A 16,687-nucleotide genomic window follows, 5' to 3' on the forward strand; every position below is an offset into this window, starting at 1 on the left:
TCAAAACAGCTTGCCTAGCGAATGGTGCCGGGAGGCACGCGTCCGTCAAGCATACCGATATCCCTAAGGAAATGATCCGACAGCGAGCGGTGGTCGAGCAGCCCGCGCTTGCGGGGTCTGAATGGCGCGGTGAAGAGGTCGAGCACGGGGCGGCGAAGCGTGTTGTAGAGAGCTGTTGCGGTGGTCATTGCCGTATCCTCCAGGGTTGATCTGATGGGCACAACATGCCGTTTTTCCGGTCTTGGTTTCCAATCGAACGTCGCGTACTATGCATCAGGAGGATTGATGCGTCATGAGTTGGGAACTACCGCCATTAGGGGCTATCCGGGTGTTTGAGGCCGCGGCGCGGCTTGGCAGCTTCACCAAGGCGGCCGAAGAACTCGGCATGACCCAGTCAGCCGCCAGCTATCAGATCAAGGTGCTGGAAGAACGCGCCGGAACGCCGCTTTTCATAAGAAAAACAAGGCAGATCGCCTTGACCGAGGCTGGACAGCAGCTGGCGCCGCACGCATCCGGCGCATTCTCGGCGCTGGCGGATGCATGGGTCGCCACCAAGGGCGGAGCCACCGGCGTGCTGTCGGTGACAACGATGGAAACCTTCGCAACGAACTGGTTAGCCGTGTGGCTTGGAACATTCCAGCTGATGCATCCAGACCTCGCCGTGAAGGTGAATACATCGCAGGGGCTTGTCGATTTCACGCGCGGCGACATGGATGTCGGCATCCGCACCGGCTCCGGAAAATGGCCCGGCCTGACGGCGCATTATCTGTTCAAGGCGGACTACACACCGATGCTCAGTCCAAAGCTCGCCGAGAGCGTCGGCGGCATCCATCGCCCCGAAGATCTCTACAAGGTGCCGCTATGCTGTGCCGACGATCCGTGGTGGAAAATCTGGTTCGAGGCGGCCGGCGTGCCGTTCGAGCCCGATCGCATCATGGCCGGCCCGAAGCTGGGTACCCAGGCCTATGATGCGATGGCGGCGCTGACCGACAAGGGCGCCGCGATCCTGACCAAGAACCTTTACAGCGCCCTTTTGGCCAAGGGCCAGTTGATACAGCCATTCGACGTGCTTGGATCGGATGGCGACGGCTATTGGCTGGTGCATCTGGAGAGCCGGCGCAACACACCAAAGATCAAGGTGTTCCGCGACTGGGTGCTGGCACAAACGGCAGAGATACGCGAGCACGAGCGGCGCGATGTCCCTCAAAGCGCGGCGATAGAGCTCGCACGCGCCTAGGACCTCAATCCTTGAAGGTGAACCCGTATTTTGCGACCTGCTCCTTCGGCATGTCCGCAAGCGCCTGGCGGGTGGTGTAGCCGCCATAGATCTCCTTGCCGTTCTTGATCATCCAGTCCTCGACGTCGGCCTCAGTCACCGTCATCCTGTCGCCCATCTTGTACTTGTTGCCGTTGACCGGCACGTCGGCGAGCAGGCCGATATAGGAGCCGTCGCTGTAGCCGACCAGCTGCATCCAGATATGCTCGGTGGCGCCGTTCTGGGTCAGCGGGAATTTCACCGTGTAGGTGCCGGGCGTGCCGGCGTCCATCAGCTCGTGGAAGCGCTTGAGGGTAGAGCGGCCGCTGTCCTTGGCAGCCTGCATCGCCTTGTCCTCGGTGGAATAGGACACGACATTTTGCTTCGACTCCGCCAGCGAAGCGCCGCCCGGCATATGCCCAAGCGTGTTGAAAACCCCGTAGCCGACAGCGGCGACAACAGCGATGGCCAAAACTGGATTGCGCATGGACCCCTCCGAAACCCGATTACGGGCACGTTACCGGAAGGCTGTTGCGATACCGCTAAAGGACAGAGAGAGCGAATCCTTAGCGCGACGCTGAAAATTCAACCCAAGGCGTCGCCCAAATGGCCACGGCCGGCGAGTGGTTAGCTCCCGCGCCTCAGTTGGCGTCGGCGACGGTCATCTGCCCGCCTGCCCATGCCCGCCAGGCGCGCTCATCACCGTGGAAGACGTTGAGGTCAACGCGGCCGGTCACACCGTGCGACAGGCCGGAACCGGAATACTGCCAGAACAGCCATTTGCGGCCGGGATAGACTTTTGAGGGGTGCCGCGCCACAGCGCGCAGCCAGAACGGATAGTCTGGAAAGGCGCCTTTGAGATTGTCGCGGTAGAAATCGGGGCTGGTGTAGATGATGGGCCGCTGGCCGTAATGGCGCTCGAGCTTGTCCATGAACACCTGCATCTTCTCCAGCACCGTGGCACGCGAGGGCCGCCGCTTGCAGGAGGATTCGCCGTTCCATTCGACATCGATCACCGGCGGCAGCGCGCCATCCATCTTCGGCACATTGCGGATGAACCAGTCGGCTTGCTCGCCGGCGGTGCGGCACCAGTAGAAGAAATGATAGGCACCGCGCTTCAGCCCGGCGGCGTCGGCATTGCGCCAGTTCTTCATGAACATCGGGTCGAGATGGTCGCCGCCATCGGTCGCCTTGATGTAGGCGAAATTGGCGCCCTGGGCGCGCAGCTTGCTCCAGTTGACGTTGCCCTGCCAGCGCGAGACGTCGACGCCATGCACGGCGAGGTAGCGCGGCGAAGCCTTGCCGAAATTGATCGGCTTGGCATCGCGAAAGCCGTAACGGGTCACCGGCGAGGCCAGCATGGCAGGCGCCGCGCGGGTCAGCCGCTTCGGCGGCGACATCAGCGCAACCGGCTCAAGCTGCGGGCTGGTGTTGCCATCGGCCGAAGGCGTGTCCGCGACAATCGCCTCCTCTTCCTCGACCATCGAGAATGGTGGTGCATTGTCGGCCACAGCGTTGTCGACCACCATGTCGGACCGCATTGGCGCGAGGTCTGCAGTCACCGCCGGGGCCGCTACGACCGGCGCTCTTGGCCGCACGACCGAACTGGTGGTCTCATTCGACGGCTGCAAGTCGTCGATGCCCGCTGTGGACGAGCAGCCGGCAAGGCACAGCGATGCCACCATAAAACTGACGACGCCTGAAATCCGCATCTGGACCTGTACGCAAAACACAACAGACCGAAGGCAGAAGGACGCCGCCGGACAAACCGGCTTCGATTACTAACGATAAATTGCCAACAAAGTTTGAATCAAATATTAGCCATAAACCAGCGACCCGTCGCGGCCCTCCCTTCTCCCCTGCTGTCCCCAATCCCGCTTGACAACGTTCGTGTTTATATTACCCTGCCTTAACCTTACATTGTAAGGTAACAAGCCGGGAGGAGGTCATGTCGTCCGACGCACTGTCCGAATTGCAACCCGTTGCCCTGCCCGAACCGCATCAACCTGCCCTCGCAATGGAGGACGTCTCCCGCGATTTCAGCCGCGCCATCGAACGCGCCGAGGTCAATGCCTGGCTGGACCTTTATCGCGCCGCCCCCGCCGACTTTGCCGCGCGGCTCGGACTGTCGATCGCCGAAGACGGCAATCTGGTCTGGACCACCTGCACGACGATCCCGTTCATCCATTTCAACTGCGTGAAGAATTTCGGCGTCGATGGCCCGGCCACCGAGAGCCAGCTTGACGCGCTCTTGGCGCATTACCGCACCGCCGGAATTGCGAGGCCGTGGTTCTATACCAATCCGAACGCCGAGCCCTCTGCGCTTAGATGCTGGCTCGAGGCGCGCGGCCTGCAGCGCCTGAGTGGCTGGGAACGGATTTTTCGCGAGGCAGCACCTCTGGCGGCTGAACCGCTGTTCCCGATCGAGGGCGTTTCGGTCGAGCGCGTGACGCCGGCAACGGCAAGCGAATGGGCAGGCTTCATCGACAGCCAGTACCGGCTGCCGACCTCACCATGGCTGCTGGCGCTGGTCGGCCGACAGGGCTGGCATCACTACGTGGCGCGGCGGGACGGTGCGGTGGTGGCTGTGCGCTCGCTGTTCATCGGCATTGACGGCACGGCCTGGAGCGGCATCGACGCGCCGGTGCCCGGCATCATGGCGCCAAGCTTCGATCTCGATGCTATGCTCGGCGAAGCCATGGTGCGCGACGGCCTGGCGGCCGGCGCGAAGCTGTTTGTCGCCGACATCGAGGCGCCGCACCCCGACCGCGACGGTCCGGCCTATCGCAACTATGCGCAGCTCGGTTTCAAGCTGGCCTATTTCCGCAGCCATTACAGCTATTTGCCGGCAAACTCCTGAACTATCTGCCCAACCACTGCTGCAGGCAGTTCTTGGCGACGACATGTGCCGGCGGCACCAGCGGCCCATAGACAGCAGGGCGACGCGCTCGTTCGAGCAGGAGGCGAACCTGCTCGGGGCGCACGCGGTCGCGCTCCATCACGAGCAGGACCATCGGATCGCTCAAAAGCTCGTCCAGGGTGTTGATTATGTCGCTCATCGGTCGCCTCCTCGAATACCAGACCCGCAGCCGATAGATAGGCAGGCAATCATGGCCCGCCAATGACGCTTTGCCGGCTATGTCGTGTTTTCGGGATTACTTTCTGGTAAGGTCCGGCGCGTCAGTTCGGAGGCGGTGCGCCTTCATGTTGCGGCAAGCCGTCATCGAGCCGCAGCCAGGGTTGCTTCGAGGCGGTCCACATATGCATTTCCGGCTTGAACAGCGAGGGATCGTCGAGCGAGCCGGTGGTGATGCCGACGATGCCGGCGGAGTCGCGCCGGGAAAACAGCGTCGTGCCGCAGGCGGCGCAAAAGCCGCGCTTGAGGTCCGGAGAGGTGTTGACCGTCGCCACCCGCCCCTCGACCGTGACATCGTCGATGCGAAACAGCAGACGCGCGTTGAAGGCCGCGCCGATTACCTTCTGGCAGCGCCGGCAATGGCAGACGCGCTGGTTGAGCGGCTCCGCTTCGGTGCCGTAGCGCACTGCCCCGCACAGGCACCCACCCTGATATTTCGCCATCATCTGAACCCCCGAAGGTCTTCGGAAAATATCAACAGGCAGCTTTCGGTCAATTGAAAAGCCCTGATGGCGCTATCGATTGCGCTGATACGACCGATGGCCTGCCGCTGGCCCAACCCGCGGCAGCGGCGAAGCATTGACAGCCGGCCGGCCGCCGCGCCTGTCTTGTCGCTGGGCCGACCGGGAGGAAATCATGGCGCAGGACATCGAAACCATTGCCGTCGCGAATCTGTTCGGGCCGCCCTCGCCCGGCCGCGAGCGCACCGACGCCCGGATCCTGGCCGCGGCCTCCGGCATCGGCTTCATGGCAATCCGGAATTTTCCGGGCGATGACTGGCTGACGCGGGACAAGCGATTGCTGCTGCTCAACATCTTTACCTTGCCCGACGCCGAAAAGGCAAAGCTGTTGCGCTGGAATTTCGACCACACGAAGAAGAACGTCTATCGCGGCTGGTTCCCGCTGCAGCCGACCGCCGTCTCCTACAAGGAAGGTATCGACATGGGGCCGGACATTGCGCATACGCAAACCGCCGGCTCCGACGGTGCGGACGACCCTCTGCGCGAGCCGACGCCATTGCCAACTGAAGCAGTGCTGCCTGGCTGGCGCGCGGCTGCGGCACACTACTATCTGGCCATGGAAGCGCTCGGCAATGCGCTGATGCGCTCTATCGCGCGCGGCCTCGGCCTGCCGGAGACGATCTTCAACGCGGATTTCGATGGTGGCATCTCGACGCTGCGGCTGATCCGCTATCCCTTGCGCGATGCCAACAGCGGCGTCGATCTGAGCGGGCCGGAATTCTCGGTCGTCCACAAGGGCGAGACGCGCACCATCATCGGGCGCGAACATGCCGATTCCGGCTTCGTCACGCTGCTGGCGCAGGATGGCGTCGAGGGCCTGCAGGCAAAGAACCTTGCCGGCGAATGGATCGACGTGCCGCCGGCCGACGGCACGCTGGCGGTCAATTTCGGCCAGTTGCTCGAGCGCTGGACCGGCGGCCGCGTCAGGGCGACGCGGCACCGGGTGATTGCGCCGAAGACGGCGCGGTTCTCGATACCGTTCTTCTACGAGCCGCGCGTCGATGCCGAGATCGCGCCGCTGCCGCTGGCAGGTGCTGCCCCGTTCGACCCGTTCCTCTATGGCGACTATCTCTGGGAGTCCGCCACGAACTTCGTCGAGATGAGCGGCATCAAGCATTTGCGCGAGCCGCGCCGCGCCAAGGCTTCGTAGTTTCGCAGGCACAAAAAACCGGCCGTCTCGCTGGAGACGGCCGGTTTCAACTTCCGGCAGACCTACTCGGTTTCGCTGACGACTTCGTCCCAGGTCTTTACCTTGGTTTCGCCGTTGAGGAAGGGCAGTGCCGCAGCCGTCAGTTCCGGCGCGAAGAAGACGTCGTAGTGTGTGCGGTTCGGAATGATGGCCAGCCGGTTCTGCGACAGGTTCTCGCGCATCCAGCCGGCATCTTTCAGCCCACCGCCGAGCATCTGGTAGAACTTGATCTCATGCTCGGGCTTGTACATGTCGCTGTCGCCATAGGCGAGCATGACCGGCATCTTCAGCTTCGCGACATCGGCGGAATAGTCGTAGTCCTTGCGCATGAAGTTGCCCAGCGCGTCGAGGAGTTTCGGGAAGTCTTCCGGATACGGCGCCACTGCAACGTAGGACTTGTACATCGGCGTGTCCTTCATGAACGGCGCGGCAGCGGCACTCACCTGCGCCTGTTGCGGACGCATCTCGTCATAGAAGCCATTGGGAGAAAAGCCGGTCGAAACCAGAACCAAACGGCGCACCGCTTCGGGATGCTGGACGGCCATGCGGAAGGCGACGCCGCCGCCTAGCGAATAGCCGAGCACGTCGACCTTGTCGTAGCCGAGCGCCTTGATGATATCAGCCATGTCGTCGCCGATCGCCTCCAGGCTGAATGGCCGGTCGCCAATCGCCGTGCGGCCATGGCCCTGCAGGTCGACGGCAATGATGGTGCGGTTCTCCGCCAGCTTCGGCAGCAGCGGCGCGAACATGTCGGACGTGCCGAGGCCGCCGTGCAGCAGAAGCAGCGGCTCGCCCTTGCCGTAGACAGCATAGTAGTAATTGAGGCCGTCGATCGGCAGCAGGCCGGACTTTTCCGGCTTCGGCATGGCTGTTGCTTCGGTGGTCATGGCAGGCTTGGTCTCCTCTGCATTGGCTGATCCGGGCGCCGCGAACATCGCTGCAACCGAGGCAAGAATGGCGAACAAAATCGATCTGGACATGTCAGGCTCCTCTGGTTCTGCCCAAGGACGAGCGAGCACGGCGCATGCCGACACGCTCCGCGAAAAAATCTGCGGAGCAATCGTTGGCCGGCTGTTGTTGATCGGTCCAAGACTGCGCCTTAGTGGCGCTTGGCCTGCACCAGATAGGCGTCGATCTCGGTCTCGCCGAGCCATTTGGCGGCTTCCAGCCGGTGCAGGCCCTCGACCAGTATATGGCGCTTGCCGTCATGGCGAACCTGGATCGGCGTCTTCATGCCGTTTTCCAGAATGTCCTCGGCCAGATGCCGGACCGTTTCGGGATGCAGCGTTTTCTTGCGCGCCGTCGGCACGTAGATGTCGTCGACCTTGACCTTCTGCACTCTCAGCATGCCGGCTCCCGAGACGGAAAATACCGCCTCGCCTGAGATAGTCGGTTTGCCGGGTGCGGCCAAGAGCGGCTAAGCAATTGCTGGCCCGATCGTTTCCATTTGACGCTTGGCCGGCAGATGGCCGAAATGGCGGCCTGTCACTTTCCGGTGTCCATGACCCAGCTGCCGACCGAATTTCCCGATTTCGGACTGACGCCCGAACAGCGCCGTGAGGCAGTGCGCGGCCATTATTACGAATGGCCGGGGATGGACGGCGCGCGCGGCGAGATCTGGTGCTATTCGGACCGCTTCTCCTACCGGCCCAGTGAGACTGTGACGCTGCATGTCAGTTCGACGGCACCGCGTTTCAAAATAGTCGTCATTCGAGACGGCGGAGCCGAAACCAAGGTCTTAGAGCAAACGGGTGTGTCGGCACGCTGGCAGGACACGCCCGATCAGTGCTCGGTCGAAGGCTGCGGCTGGGAGGCGTCGTTCGAATTTCGCGTCGGCGACGACTGGCCGTCCGGCGCCTACCGGCTGACGCTGACGGCGGACGGCCGCGAGCCGATCCAGTGCCACCACCTCATCGTCGTCGCGCCCCTGCCCGGCAGAAAACCCGGCCGGGTCCTGCAGGTGGCGGCGACCGGCACCTGGCTCTCCTACAACACCTGGGGCGGCTCCAATCACTATCAGGGCATTACCGGGCCGAACCGCAACCAATATGCGACGATGGTGTCGACGCAGCGTCCCTGGTGCCGCGGTTTTGTGGTGCTGCCGAAGGACGCGCCGCGTGTGCCGCTGGAGGTTGCCGTGCCGCCCAAGACGGTGCCGCGCTATCCCCATATGGAATGGGCGTTCGCCACGGGACACTCGAAGAAATACGCCTCTTCCGGCTGGGCGAGCTATGACAGCCACTTCTTCCGCTTCGCCGAGTGCGCCGGCTACGGCGTCGATCTCGCCAGCCAGCACGATTTGCATTTCTCGCCCGGAATCCTCGACGGCTATGACTGCGTCGTCTTCGTCGGCCATGACGAGTACTGGACCTGGGAAATGCGCGACGCGGTCGACGCCTATGTGACGCGCGGCGGCCATGCAGCCCGCTTTGCCGGCAATTTCATGTGGCAGACAAGGCTTGAGGACGAAGGCCGCCGGCAGGTCTGCTACAAATACCGGGCGCGCGCGGAAGACCCCGCCTATCGCGGCGGTGACGTGACCCGCGCCACCAATTCCTGGGAAGCGCCGGAGATCGGTCGCCCCGGTGCACTGACCTTCGGCCTCAACGCCACGCGCGGCGTCTATGCCGGCTGGGGTGGCTGCGCGCCGCGCGGCGTACGCGGCTTTCCGGTCTACCGGCCCGAGCACTGGGCCTTTGCCGGCACCGGTATCTATTATGGCGACCTGCTCGGCGCCGACAGCCATGTCTATGGCTATGAGGTCGACGGGCTCGATTTCGAGATCCGCGGCGGCCTGCCCTACCCGACATCGGACAGCGGCGCGCCTGACGGTTTGCAGGTGCTGGCGGTCGGCATGGCGAGCCAGGTCGAGGAAAGCGCCGACATCCCGATCGAGGACCAGTTTTTGGCCGACGAGGACGGCCGCTTCACCGCCGAAACGCTGTTCGGCGAGGCAAGCGACGCCAATCTGGAAAAAGTCAAACGCGGCAATGGCATGATCGTCAATTTCCCGCGCGGCAAGGGCGAGGTGTTCCACGCTGGAAGCTGCGAATGGGTGGCCGGCCTGCTAAGGCAGGACCCGATGGTCGAGCGCGTGACCAGGAATGTACTCGATCGCTATCTCGGAAAGTCCTGACATGCAGAAGCCCTCATCCGCCGGTTCAGAAGCGCGCGCGCCATCGCATCTGTTTTACCTCTCCAGCCTGCGCCGGCCGCTGATCGACCGGGCGGAGGGCATCTACATGTGGACGCAGGACGGCCGCCGTTTCATCGACGGCTCGAGCGGACCGATGGTCGCCAATATCGGCCACTCCAACCGCAATGTGCTGGACGCCATGAAGCGGCAGATGGACCGCGCCACCTTCGCCTACCGGCTGCATTTCGAAAACGAGCCGGCGGAAGAACTGGCGCGGAAACTCGCCGGCAAATTGCCCGAAGGCATGGACCGCATTTTCTTCGTCTCCGGTGGTTCGGAGGCGACCGAATCCTGCATCAAGCTGGCGCGGCAATGGGCGGTCGCGACCGGCCAGCCCAAGCGCTGGAAGGTAATCACTCGCTTTCCCTCCTATCATGGCGGCACGCTGGGTTCGCTTTCGATCACCGGCGACGACGCGCTGGCGGAGACTTTCACGCCGATGATGCGGGTGATGCCGACCGTGCCGGCACCAACGGCCTGGCGCGACCGCGACAACCTGTCGATGGAGCAGCGTGGCGTTCGCTACGCCGACAGGCTGGAGGAGAAAATCCAGGCCGAGGGGCCGGACAGCGTGCTTGCCTTCATTATGGAGCCCATCGGCGGTGCCGCAACTTCCGCCCTGGTGGCGCCGGACAGCTACTATCCGCGCATCCGCGAGATCTGCGACCGCTACGGCATTCTGCTCATCCATGATGAAGTGATGAGCGGCGCCGGGCGCACCGGAAAATTCCTCGGCGGCGACCATTGGAACTGCAAGCCCGATATCGTCGCGCTGTCAAAGGGGCTGGGCTCCGGCTATGCACCGCTTGGCGCGCTTGCCGCACCGATGCGGCTGGTAGAGCCGCTGCTGGCCTCGGGCGGCTTCCAGCATGGCCACACCTATGCCGGCAATCCGCTCGCCTGCGCCGCCGGGTTGGCCGTGCTCGGGGAAATGGACCGGCTCGATCTCATCGCCAATGCTGCCGCCATGGGCGACGTGCTGATGGACGGGCTCAAAGGGCTGGCCAAGCGCTTTCCCTTCATTGCCGATGTGCGCGGCAAGGGCCTGCTTACCGGCGCGGAGATGGTTGCCGATCCCGAGACGCTGCGGCCGATCGAGCAGGGCAAGAAAGCCACCCAGCGGCTGCTCGACCTCGCCTATGAACGCGGACTGATCATCTATGGCCGCAGGGTCAAGGGTGGCGTCGACGGCGACAATTTCATGGTCGCGCCGCCGATGATCGTCACGGCTGAGCAGATCGGCGAGATCATCTCCATCATCGGCGACTCGCTGGAGGTCCTGGCCGCCGAACTCGACCTGCCGGTCGAAGGTTGAGGGGGCGAAAAAATGGCGCCGAGAAAAGTCATCATCACCTGCGCGGTCACCGGCTCGGTGCACACGCCGTCCATGTCGCCCTACCTGCCGCTGACGCCGGACCAGATCGCCACGGACGCCATCGCGGCAGCCGAAGCCGGCGCCTCGATCCTGCACCTGCATGCCCGCGACCCCAAGGACGGCCGGCCAACCGCCGATCCTGAGGTGTTCATGCAGTTCCTGCCGCGCATCAAGCAGGCGACCGATGCGGTGATCAACATCACCACCGGCGGCTCGTCGCTGATGACGCTGGATCAGCGGCTGACGGCGCCGCTCAGGGCCGAGCCGGAAATGTGCTCGCTCAACATGGGGTCGATGAATTTTGCGCTGTTCCCGATGCTCGACAAACCACGGGAGTGGCAGCACGAGTGGGAGCCGAAGCTGCTCGAGGCCACCCGCGATACGATCTTCAAGAACACTTTTTCCGACATGGAAGGCGTGCTCGAAAAGCTCGGCAAAGGCTGCGGCACGCGCTTCGAGTTCGAATGCTACGATGTCGGCCATCTCTATTCGCTGGCGCATTTTCGCGACCGCGGCCTGGTGTCGGGACCGCTGTTCATTCAGTTCGTGCTCGGCATTCTAGGCGGCATCGGCGCCGACCCGGACAATCTCATCCATATGAAGCGCATCGCCGACAAATTGTTCGGCGACAGCTACCAATTCTCGGTGCTCGCCGCCGGCCGCAACCAGATGCCGCTGATCTCGATTGCAGCGGCCATGGGCGGCAATGTCCGCGTCGGGCTGGAGGACAGTCTCTACGACGGCCGCCAATTGGCGAAATCCAACGCCGACCAGGTGCGCCGTATTCGCGGCATTCTCGACGGGCTGTCGCTGGACGTCGCCACACCGGCCGAAGCGCGCGACATGCTGGCGCTGAAGGGTGGCGACCGGGTAGCCTTCTAGGGGCGCACCGGATCGCGTGGTAAAAGGAGGCTGACATGGAAAGGATTCTGGTCTCAGCCTGCCTGCTCGGCAGCCACGTCCGCTACAACGGCTCTTACCGGCTCAACAACCATCCGGTATTGACGCGATGGCAGGCGGAAGGGCGGGTCGTGCAAATCTGCCCCGAGGTTGCCGCGGGCTTCTCCACGCCGCGCCCGCCGGCGGAAATTCGCGGCACAGGCGACGCTGTGCTGCACGGCCAAGGCCAGGTGGTCGAGCAGACAGGAAACGATGTGACCGCACTCTATCTCGAAGCCGGTCAGATTACGCTGGAACTCGCCCGGGAAACCGGATGCCGCTATGCCGTTCTCACCGACGGCAGCCCGTCCTGCGGCTCAAGCTTCGTCTATGACGGCAGTTTTTCGGGTAACCGCGTGGCCGGCCGCGGCACGACCACCGCGCTCCTGGAAGCCAACGGCATTCGCGTCTTTTCGGAAGACGATATCGGCAAACTTGACGATCTCCTGAACGGTTCAGCTGGAACCGCGACCTGATCCATGCCAGGGAAGATCCAGACCACCCTCCGCCCCGGTACCATCGACGACGTCGAAACCATCTACGCCGCGCTGCTCAAGCTCGGCACCCATATCGGCGCGCATCAGGAAATCACCTCCATCGCCGATGATCTTCGCCGCTATGGTTTTGGCGAAAAGCCTGCCTTCTCCACCCTGATCGCCGAAGTCGGCGGCGAATTTGCCGGGCTGTGCCTCTCTTTCCCGATCTTCTCGACCTGGATGGGACGGCCCGGCGTCTATATCCAGGACCTCTATGTCGAGGACCGGTTTCGCGGCCGCAAGATCGGCGAAAAGCTGCTGCGCCGCGTCGCGCGCGACTGCCGCAGGGATGGTGGCGCCTATCTTAGGCTGTCCGTCGATACCGACAACGACAGCGCCAAGGCGTTTTACGAGAAGCTCGGCATCGGCTGGGCGCACTACGAGCAGACGCAGAAAATCGTCGGCGAGGCGTTTTTTGCTTTTGCCGATGCGGCGCAGGATGAGGAGACGGAATGAAAGCTTTCTTTGCCGAGGAGCAGAAACGCCACGACCCGAAAGCCTTTCTGTCCAGCGGCGCGCCGCAACCCAACCCCGAACAGCCGGCGCGCGCCGAGCGATTGTTAGCCGGCGCAGAATCTGCCGGATTGACGATCGAGCGGCCCAGGTATCATGGCCTCGGGCCGGTTGCGGCCGTGCACACGCCGGAATATCTCGCCTTCCTCGAACACATTTTTGCGCGCTGGCAGCGCATCGAAGGCGCCTCGGCGGAAGTCATCCCCAACATCCATCCGCTGACGCGCAACGGCGCCTATCCGGCCTCGGCGGTCGGCCAGGCCGGCTACCACATGGCCGACACCGCCTGCCCGATTTCGGCCGAGACCTGGCAGAGCGCGCTGTGGAGCGCCTGGAGCGCGGTCGAGGCAGCCGAAACCGTCATGGCTGGCGTGCCTGCCGCCTATGCGCTTTGCCGGCCGCCGGGCCACCACGCCTTTGCCGATGTCGCCGGCGGCTTCTGTTTCATCAACAATTCGGCGGTCGCTGCCCAGATGTTGCGCAAACAGGCGGCACGGGTGGCGATCCTCGATGTCGATCTGCATCACGGCAACGGCACGCAAGGCATTTTCTATGCGCGATCCGACGTTCTCACCGTGTCGCTGCACGCCGATCCGGTGCGCTTTTATCCGTTCTTCTGGGGCCATGCCGACGAGCGCGGCGAAGGGCCTGGCCTCGGCTATAATTTCAACCTGCCGCTGCCGCGCAAATCCGCCGACGCGGCGTTTCTCGAAGCACTTGGTGTAGCGTTCCAGCGTATCCGCGCCTTCTCGCCGGATGCGCTGGTCGTGGCGCTCGGCCTCGACGCGTTCGAGGGCGATCCGTTCGGCGGGCTGTCGGTGACCACACCCGGCTTTGCGCGCATCGGCGAGGCAATCGCCAAGCTTGGCCTGCCGACGGTGATCGTGCAGGAAGGCGGCTATCTCTGCGACGCGCTCGGCGACAACCTCACCGCATTCCTCACCGGCTTCGGCGGCAAGCAGCGATAGCGGACTAGCGCTGTTGTCTCAGCATGGCGATGACCCGGTGCACGCTTTCCAGCGTTTCGTCGATCTCGGCCGCCGTGTTGTAGTGCGCGATGCCGATGCGCACGACGCCTTGCTCGGTCGGAATGCCGAGCTGGTGGACGATCTCCCAGGCGTAGTTGTGGCCTGACCACAGGAAGATGTTTTCAGCATTCATCTGCCGCACGATCGTTTCCGGGACGATGCCGTCGACCGTGAAGGACACCGTCGGCACGCGCTCGCTGACGCGCTTCGGATCGGTAATGCCGCGAATGGTCAGGCCCCCAATGTCAGACAGCCCTTCGATCAGCCTCAGCGCCAGCGGATTCTCATGGGCGATCGAGACTTCGAATGCCTTGGCAATCTTGCGCCTGCGCGAACCGCCCTCGCCGGCCGCTGAACCCAGATCGGCGAAATAGTCGACCGCGGCGGCCAGCCCGGCCATCAGCTCGATCTGCGGCGTGCCGAGTTCGAAGCGCTCCGGCAAACCATTGGACGAGCAGCGGCATTTGTAGGGTTTCAGTGCGTCGATGACGTCGCGGCGGCCCCAAAGGATGCCCATATGCGGGCCGAAGAATTTGTAGGCGGAACAGACCAGGAAATCGCAGCCGAGCTCCTGCACGTCGATCAGGCCGTGCGGCGCGAACTGCACAGCGTCGACATAGACCAGCGCGCCGGCCTGTTTGGCGAGCGCCGTCAGCGCCTTGACCCGGTTAATCGAGCCGGTGAGGTTCGAGGCATAGTTGAGCGCCACCAGCCGCGTCTTGTCGGTGAGCAGTGCGCTCAGCGCCGCCTCCTCGACCTGCCAGCTGTTCTCGTCGAACGGCAGAAAACGCAGAACGAGGCCAAGGTCCTCGGCCAGCTGCAGCCAGGGCGAAACATTGCCCTCGTGATCCATGCGGGTGACGATGATCTCGTCGCCCGGCTTGAACCTGCGGCCGAGCGTGCGCGACATGTGATAGGTCAGCGTCGTCATGTTGGCGCCGATGATGATTTCGTCAGTGCTTGTCGCACCCAGGAAATCGGCCATCGCCGCATGCGCGTCGTCGACCACGTTTTGCGCGGCAAGCGTGGTCTCGAAATAGCCGCCGAGATTGGCGTTGGTGGTCAAGAGGCAGCGGGCCACCGCATCGGCAACCGCTTGCGGCACCTGCGTGCCGGCCGGATTGTCGAGATAGATGCGCCGCCGGCCTTTGTCGGTCAGGTCCAGCGCCGGAAATTTCCCCCTGACGGTCTCGATCGGAAAATCCATTGCTGTCCCCTTCCCCTTGTCTTTGCTTGGCAATTCCGTCCGAACGGCTTGCCTATGGGCACGGATTGCCGACGCGCTGGTGGATCGCATCGACGGCCTTCTGCATCTCGTCGGTCCAGGTCACGTCGGCCGAAGACAGCGCCATCTCAAGCTGCGCAATCGTCGTCGCGCCGATGATGCTGGAGGTAACAAATGGCCGGCTGGCGACATAGGCATTGGCAAACAGCGCCGGCTCGAGGCCGAAGGAGCGCGCCAGTTCGTTGTATTCGAGCTGCGCCTCGGCGGCATTCGGCGTCTCGTAACGCTGGCCGCGGTTGAAGAGCTGCGAACGCGAGCCTTGCGGGCGCGCGCCATGATCGTATTTGCCGGTGAGATAGCCTTGCGCCAGCGGCGAATAGGCGAGAAAGCCAACCTGCTCGCGTTCGCAGACCTCGGCGAGGTTCACCTCAAAGGTGCGGTTGACGAGATTGTAGGCGTTCTGCAGCGAGACGACACGCGGTCCGACGCCCTTGTCGGCCTCGGCGATGAAGCGCATGACGCCCCAGGAGCTTTCGTTCGACAGGCCGAGATGGCGGATCTTTCCCGTCTTCACCAGCTCCTCGAAGACGGCGAGCGTCTCGGCGACCGGCGTCTCGCCGGCCGGCGCGCCAACGGCGTCGGCACGGCGCGGCGTGGCGCCGACGCGGGTCGGGTTGGCGCCCCATGGAATGTCGCGCTCTGGCCAGTGGATCTGGTAGAGATCGAGATAGTCGGTGCCGAGCTTGGCCAGCGATTTGTCGATGGCGTCAAAGATGTCGGCGCGCACCAGTTTTGACGGCCGGTCGCCACGAAACCAGCGGTTGGCGGTGCGGCCGACCACTTTCGAGGCGAGGATGACCTTGTCGCGATTGCCCTTGGCCTTCATCCAGCTGCCGATGAACTTCTCGGTCCGCCCCTGCGTCTCCTCTTTGGGCGGGATCGGGTAGAGCTCGGCGGTGTCGATGAAATTCACGCCGCGCTCAAAAGCCAGATCCATCTGCGCATGCCCTTCGGCCTCGGTGTTCTGCTGGCCCCAAGTCATAGACCCCAGGCAGATCTGGGTAACAAGAAGATCGGTCCGACCGAGACGGCGCTTGTGCATGGAATTTCTCCGGCGGGAATTTTTGCGCGGCTGCGCGGAAAATGAAGCCGCATCTATAGGGAAAGCAGAGACGCTCTCCAAGCCTCAGGGAACCCGACTTTCGCGTGAAGGAGAAAAAATCAGCGCCTTGCCCCGGCGACAGCGCGCCGCTTGGCTTCGTCGATCAGCATGTTTGCCACCTGCATGCGGATCATGGCGCGCTGGCGCAGATGCGGCGCGACGCGATCAGGATGGTTGGCGAAGGCAAAGCTGCGGCGCATGCGGCCGAGATCGGCGTTCTTGACGGGATGATCGAGACCGAGCTCGACGGCGATCGCCTCGGGATCGATCGGCGGCAGTCTTTCCTCGGGCTTTGCCTCCTCGCCGGCCAGTGCCAGCTTGGCCTGGTCGAGAAGTGCGGCGAATTCGGCGGCAAGATCGGACCCCGCCTCGCGATATTCGGCGGTGAAGGTTTCGCCGGAGACTTTTATGCGACCGGAATGAAGCTCGTCGGCCACGGACAGATAGTCGAACGGGATCGACGGCCGCGCGCCTGTCTCCTCACCAGCCTCGTCCTTGTCGGAGGCGACGAACAGATCGTCGAGCAAGGAAGCGAAATCCCGCTTGGCGCCGATGTCAGCCTCCCCTCGTTTTGCGCATGCGAACAGAGCCGGTCGCACCATAGAACCGGCT

Annotated in this window: 19 protein-coding genes; 9 read left to right on the plus strand and 10 right to left on the minus strand. The window is 63.5% G+C overall.

Going from position 1 to position 16,687, the window contains the following annotated elements:
• Nucleotides 1-14 precede the first annotated feature (14 nt).
• The gene (locus AC04SH_RS02035) at nt 15-188 is read right to left on the minus strand and encodes a hypothetical protein (protein ID WP_352559728.1); all 174 of its coding nucleotides are present in this window, start codon (nt 186-188) and stop codon (nt 15-17) included.
• 104 nt (nt 189-292) lie between these two features.
• On the opposite strand from AC04SH_RS02035, the gene AC04SH_RS02040 reads away from it, so the two are divergent.
• On the plus strand, nt 293-1,237 hold the full coding sequence (locus tag AC04SH_RS02040) for a LysR family transcriptional regulator (protein ID WP_488573746.1): 945 nt from the start codon (nt 293-295) through the stop codon (nt 1,235-1,237).
• A gap of 4 nt (nt 1,238-1,241) precedes the next feature.
• Here the strand turns inward: AC04SH_RS02040 and AC04SH_RS02045 are convergent, their stop codons facing one another.
• On the minus strand, nt 1,242-1,742 hold the full coding sequence (locus AC04SH_RS02045; RefSeq protein ID WP_488573747.1) for a DUF2314 domain-containing protein: 501 nt from the start codon (nt 1,740-1,742) through the stop codon (nt 1,242-1,244).
• 154 nt (nt 1,743-1,896) lie between these two features.
• Nucleotides 1,897-2,967 (minus strand): glycoside hydrolase family 25 protein, encoded by a 1,071-nt coding sequence (locus tag AC04SH_RS02050; protein WP_488573748.1) that lies wholly within the window; start codon nt 2,965-2,967, stop codon nt 1,897-1,899.
• Nucleotides 2,968-3,203: 236 nt separating this feature from the next.
• Between AC04SH_RS02050 and AC04SH_RS02055 the strand changes: the two genes are divergently transcribed.
• Nucleotides 3,204-4,115 carry a hypothetical protein gene (locus tag AC04SH_RS02055; RefSeq protein ID WP_488573749.1) on the plus strand — a complete coding sequence of 304 codons (912 nt, stop codon included), beginning with the start codon at nt 3,204-3,206 and terminating at the stop codon, nt 4,113-4,115.
• 1 nt (nt 4,116) lies between these two features.
• On the opposite strand, the gene AC04SH_RS02060 is transcribed toward AC04SH_RS02055, so the two are convergent.
• Both AC04SH_RS02060 and AC04SH_RS02065 read right to left on the minus strand, forming a co-directional pair.
• Complete coding sequence (locus AC04SH_RS02060; protein ID WP_488573750.1) at nt 4,117-4,314, minus strand: hypothetical protein; 198 nt, start codon at nt 4,312-4,314, stop codon at nt 4,117-4,119.
• A 121-nt stretch (nt 4,315-4,435) separates the two neighbouring features.
• Nucleotides 4,436-4,834: a GFA family protein gene (locus AC04SH_RS02065; RefSeq protein ID WP_488573751.1), complete on the minus strand. Its 399-nt coding sequence runs from the start codon at nt 4,832-4,834 to the stop codon at nt 4,436-4,438.
• 193 nt (nt 4,835-5,027) lie between these two features.
• Here AC04SH_RS02065 and AC04SH_RS02070 point away from each other — a divergent pair, with 193 nt between their 5' ends.
• A complete protein-coding gene (locus tag AC04SH_RS02070; protein WP_488573752.1) occupies nt 5,028-6,062 on the plus strand; it encodes an isopenicillin N synthase family dioxygenase in 1,035 nt (344 codons plus the stop codon).
• A 62-nt stretch (nt 6,063-6,124) separates the two neighbouring features.
• Here the strand turns inward: AC04SH_RS02070 and AC04SH_RS02075 are convergent, their stop codons facing one another.
• Nucleotides 6,125-7,081: an alpha/beta fold hydrolase gene (locus tag AC04SH_RS02075; protein ID WP_488573753.1), complete on the minus strand. Its 957-nt coding sequence runs from the start codon at nt 7,079-7,081 to the stop codon at nt 6,125-6,127.
• Between the two features lie 119 nt (nt 7,082-7,200).
• Nucleotides 7,201-7,449 (minus strand): ParB N-terminal domain-containing protein, encoded by a 249-nt coding sequence (locus AC04SH_RS02080; protein ID WP_008875526.1) that lies wholly within the window; start codon nt 7,447-7,449, stop codon nt 7,201-7,203.
• A 153-nt stretch (nt 7,450-7,602) separates the two neighbouring features.
• Here AC04SH_RS02080 and AC04SH_RS02085 point away from each other — a divergent pair, with 153 nt between their 5' ends.
• The 6 genes from AC04SH_RS02085 to AC04SH_RS02110 are packed head-to-tail and all read left to right on the plus strand — an operon-like array spanning nt 7,603 to nt 13,628.
• Nucleotides 7,603-9,237 carry a N,N-dimethylformamidase beta subunit family domain-containing protein gene (locus tag AC04SH_RS02085; RefSeq protein WP_488573754.1) on the plus strand — a complete coding sequence of 545 codons (1,635 nt, stop codon included), beginning with the start codon at nt 7,603-7,605 and terminating at the stop codon, nt 9,235-9,237.
• Between the two features lies 1 nt (nt 9,238).
• Nucleotides 9,239-10,612 carry an aminotransferase family protein gene (locus tag AC04SH_RS02090; RefSeq protein ID WP_488573755.1) on the plus strand — a complete coding sequence of 458 codons (1,374 nt, stop codon included), beginning with the start codon at nt 9,239-9,241 and terminating at the stop codon, nt 10,610-10,612.
• A 12-nt stretch (nt 10,613-10,624) separates the two neighbouring features.
• Nucleotides 10,625-11,554, plus strand: a complete 930-nt coding sequence (gene kce / locus AC04SH_RS02095) for a 3,5-dioxohexanoate:acetyl-CoA acetone transferase (RefSeq protein ID WP_488573756.1) — start codon at nt 10,625-10,627, stop codon at nt 11,552-11,554.
• 35 nt (nt 11,555-11,589) lie between these two features.
• Complete coding sequence (locus AC04SH_RS02100; protein ID WP_488573757.1) at nt 11,590-12,087, plus strand: 2-thiouracil desulfurase family protein; 498 nt, start codon at nt 11,590-11,592, stop codon at nt 12,085-12,087.
• A gap of 3 nt (nt 12,088-12,090) precedes the next feature.
• A complete protein-coding gene (locus AC04SH_RS02105) occupies nt 12,091-12,603 on the plus strand; it encodes a GNAT family N-acetyltransferase (protein ID WP_488573758.1) in 513 nt (170 codons plus the stop codon).
• Nucleotides 12,600-13,628 (plus strand): histone deacetylase family protein, encoded by a 1,029-nt coding sequence (locus tag AC04SH_RS02110; protein WP_488573759.1) that lies wholly within the window; start codon nt 12,600-12,602, stop codon nt 13,626-13,628. The genes AC04SH_RS02105 and AC04SH_RS02110 overlap by 4 nt, the downstream gene beginning before the upstream one ends.
• A 4-nt stretch (nt 13,629-13,632) precedes the next feature.
• On the opposite strand, the gene AC04SH_RS02115 is transcribed toward AC04SH_RS02110, so the two are convergent.
• From AC04SH_RS02115 to AC04SH_RS02125, 3 genes are all read right to left on the minus strand, one after another.
• Nucleotides 13,633-14,895: a cysteine desulfurase-like protein gene (locus tag AC04SH_RS02115; RefSeq protein ID WP_488573760.1), complete on the minus strand. Its 1,263-nt coding sequence runs from the start codon at nt 14,893-14,895 to the stop codon at nt 13,633-13,635.
• 52 nt (nt 14,896-14,947) lie between these two features.
• On the minus strand, nt 14,948-16,015 hold the full coding sequence (locus tag AC04SH_RS02120; RefSeq protein WP_488573761.1) for an aldo/keto reductase: 1,068 nt from the start codon (nt 16,013-16,015) through the stop codon (nt 14,948-14,950).
• A gap of 119 nt (nt 16,016-16,134) precedes the next feature.
• Nucleotides 16,135-16,602, minus strand: a complete 468-nt coding sequence (locus AC04SH_RS02125; protein ID WP_488573762.1) for a hypothetical protein — start codon at nt 16,600-16,602, stop codon at nt 16,135-16,137.
• Between the last annotated feature and the right edge of the window lie 85 nt (nt 16,603-16,687).

Source organism: Mesorhizobium sp. CNPSo 4688 (genome assembly GCF_057784295.1).